Below are 3,299 nucleotides of genomic sequence, written 5' to 3'. Positions count from 1 at the left end.
CGGTGGTTGGGTACCAAACCGCTCTCAATAAGGATGTTTCAAGGTAGCTGGTTAACCAAGCGCATTTTGGATCCGTATTTTGAATTTGTACCAAAGGTGTACGCGCAGGCACAACACTGCCTTCAGGGAGCGCTTGGATTTCAATGGGCAGATAGCCTTTGTGCGTCTCCAAAATATACTGCCAGCCAGCTTCATTGAAAGGTTCACCGTGTGCCGTTAATACCGCTTTCGCTTCATCAATGCCACACCTGTTGCATTTAACTCCTCCTTGCAACGCTACATAGGTTTCTAATTCTTCTAAAAACTCTATTTATTAAAGAGTTGTTCGATCTTTCTATCAGGAACACTTTTTGACTATTGAGGTATGAATAAACCAATAAACAGAAAGGAAACTTTAATGTCTCTGAAAGGAAAAACAGTGCTCGTGACAGGTGCGGGGAGAGGGATTGGCAAAGGTATAGCAATGGAGTTTGCCAAGCTGGGGTGCAATTTAGTGATCGCCGATATCAATGTAGATAATGCGCAAGCCACAGCAAAAGAGCTGGCTGGTTATGACGTTGAGACACTGGCTCTGCAAAGTGATATTTCAAAATGGGAAGATGTGCAAAGCATGGTATCGAAAGCTGTAGAACACTTTGGAACGCTGGATATAGCGGTAAACAATGCTGGAGTTATCAGTATAAAATCTGTTGAAGAATTAACCGAAGAAGACTGGGACTTTGTGAACGATGTGAATACCAAAGGGGTGTTCTTGTGTTGTAAAGCTGAAATTACCACTATGAAAAAAGCGGGTAGCGGACGGATCATTAATGTCGCTTCCATTGCAGGAAAAGAAGGCTTCCCAGATTTGGCTCACTACTGCGCATCGAAATTTGCGGTGGTCGGGTTTACCAATTCGCTGGCAAAAGAAGTACAACGCACAGGAATTACGGTTAATGCGATTTGTCCGGGCATTGTGCCTACGTCAATGTGGTACGGACCGGATGGGCTAGCCGAGCGTTGGAAGCTGGAAGGTGAAACCATGGAAGAGTCTTGGGCGCGACATCAGGATATTTTGATCCCTCAAGGGGTTGGTCAAACACCGGAGGATATGGGGAAACTTGCTGTGTATTTTGCTCAGGCAGAGCACGTGACGGGTCAGGCAGTGAATGTGGACGGTGGATTTACCTTCCACTGATCTCCTGTTTCTAAGAACAGTTACGCGAGAGTAAAGAGGTGTTGCCACATCTAGATGTGGCAACATCCAATTTAGCACTTACCGCTATCAAGTTCACAAAGAATCTTTTTAGTTTCTTCAGAGTAAGTAGATTCTTCTAGTTTTTGCTTTTCACTACCATCTAAATGGAAACTAGCGGATTCTTCACCGTTGTCATTGGCAGATGTTAACCAGTGATACGATAAATAGTCATTTTTCGAAAAGCCACATTCACCTGTTTGGAAACAAATGCCTAAGTATAGCTGGCTGGTAGAAAATCCATTTTCGGCGTTCTCAACCAGCAGTTTAAAGCCTTGATACTTGTCTTTCTCATTTTCTAGTAAAAGCAAACCAAGTAGCTCAGTCGAAATCATCTCACCTTGCTCTGATGACATCTGCAAGTACTTAATGGCTTCTTCTTGTTTATTCATTCTAAGTAAAACTTCAGAATATCTATATTGAGCAATTGAATTACCGTTGTCAGAAATTTTCTTGAGTGAAGTGATGGAGTTACGTCGAACCTCACTATCTTCAGAATAAATATTATTTAAAATAAGACGTAACTCTTCGCCTTTGTCGTCAGCAGTTTTATAGGTAAACAATATAATTGTGAACAACACAAGGGATGCGAGAGTAGAAAAAATTATCTTTTTCATAACTTACCATTTACATTGTACAAATAGAGTAGCCGTTCCATATTGATTCTTATTCTCTAGGTTACTTATTTTAATACTCTCAATACTTTCTGACGTTGATTTATAACTTGGCTGACAAATACTATTAATAGATTCATTAACGAATGAGTTTGGTGAGTAGTTGTCAGCAGGATTTATAGTTTTTAACAGGTGGATACTACCAAGGATTGGGGCGCTACCATATTCTCTAGATACTTTCAAATAGATTATATTTACGGAAAAAACCGCTCCTTCTGCATCCTTGTATTTTTCTGAAATCTTTTTTGCAAACTTCTTTAGTATTTCCTTTACACTTGTATATAAGATCATCGATCGACCAGTTTGAAGAATGATTCCTACAGCCATTGCACGACCAGCAACACTAGTGGTTTGTTTAGTTAACGATGAACCATGTAATACTGGCGCTAAAGATCTGGCTTTTGGGGAAGGAGGAATAGCCTTTCCGCCCCAATGAAGCCGATTCGTAGTTTTTGTCGCTTGGTGTGATGCTTGACGATCAAGTTCTTTTAAAAATGCCTGTTTACGCTTCTCACCATTATTATTATTAGGTAATACGTTTAGTGGACCTGCGTACTTTGTATTCTTATAGCTTTCTAGTTCTTTATTGGTAATATTATTGTTATTTATTTGAATACAATGAGTGTACATTTTGTCTGATGGATAAAAATAATTGATAAAATTGGAATCAAATTTATATATTTTTTCTTGGGTCAATACTAAGAAATTCATCTATTATCTCCATATACTTTATGCACATAGTACAATAGCTAACCTTTATTTCCATATTTAGGACGAAAGTAGTAATAAAAATAGAATATTTGCGATTAAACATACATAAATATGTAAAGTCACTTGATTGCTTTAGTTTGGAAAAGGATTGAATATATTTATTGTCTATAATTATTTCAAGATAAGAGATATTTTGGTGAAAGAATAAATAGGTTGTTGCCACATCTAGATGTGGCAACAACGAGCGCATGATTATGACAATCAGGCGTAAGTTTGAATGCGATCGCGGATGTCTTGTAGCGTATGGCGTTTAAGTACTTGCCCGTCTTTGAACACCACTTGAAGTGCGTTTTCACGCCCGTTTAATTCATCTTCACGGATTGTCTCCCAATTGGATGCTTCGATAACGGCTAAGCGACCTTTCCGAGAGGCTTTATTAGGATCGGTCGCCGGATCTTTGAATACATCGTGCCACTTCCCATCAATGCAAATGGCCGAGGCTTTCATGGCAAACTTCATGGTGTCTCGGTTTACCTTTTGCAGCAATTCTGCGCCCATGCCAAACGCTAAGTTATCGGCACTGATTTCTTTGGATTTAAGTTCAGAGAGAATATGTTCGATGGTGGTTTGAGAGATCCCATCGCCTTGAATGACCCGAACGCAATCTGGCAACATACGGA

The 3,299-nt window shown here is 39.6% G+C and carries 4 protein-coding genes and 1 pseudogene; 1 reads left to right on the top strand and 4 read right to left on the bottom strand.

Going from position 1 to position 3,299, the window contains the following annotated elements; all coding sequences use genetic code 11:
• A partial coding sequence (locus HC752_RS23800) for a nicotinamide phosphoribosyltransferase domain-containing protein (RefSeq protein ID WP_238930620.1) occupies positions 1-274 on the bottom strand: 274 nt, incomplete at its 3' end.
• A gap of 123 nt (positions 275-397) precedes the next feature.
• Between HC752_RS23800 and HC752_RS23795 the strand changes: the two genes are divergently transcribed.
• The gene (locus HC752_RS23795) at positions 398-1,177 is read left to right on the top strand and encodes an SDR family NAD(P)-dependent oxidoreductase (RefSeq protein WP_190337670.1); all 780 of its coding nucleotides are present in this window, start codon (positions 398-400) and stop codon (positions 1,175-1,177) included.
• Positions 1,178-1,248: 71 nt separating this feature from the next.
• Here HC752_RS23795 and HC752_RS23790 read toward each other — a convergent pair whose 3' ends face one another.
• The 3 genes and pseudogenes from HC752_RS23790 to HC752_RS23780 form a co-directional block, all read right to left on the bottom strand.
• Positions 1,249-1,851: a sel1 repeat family protein gene (locus HC752_RS23790; RefSeq protein ID WP_190337669.1), complete on the bottom strand. Its 603-nt coding sequence runs from the start codon at positions 1,849-1,851 to the stop codon at positions 1,249-1,251.
• 3 nt (positions 1,852-1,854) lie between these two features.
• Positions 1,855-2,619, bottom strand: coding sequence for a hypothetical protein (locus HC752_RS23785; RefSeq protein WP_190337668.1), 765 nt, complete (start codon positions 2,617-2,619; stop codon positions 1,855-1,857).
• A gap of 261 nt (positions 2,620-2,880) precedes the next feature.
• Positions 2,881-3,299, bottom strand: a pseudogene (locus HC752_RS23780) (nicotinate phosphoribosyltransferase); the annotation flags it as partial.

It is taken from the genome of Vibrio sp. S9_S30 (assembly GCF_014694455.1).
GTDB lineage: Bacteria > Pseudomonadota > Gammaproteobacteria > Enterobacterales > Vibrionaceae > Vibrio.
The sequence above is the reverse complement of the archived record's forward strand: the minus strand, read 5'-3'. Positions and strand labels throughout refer to the sequence as shown.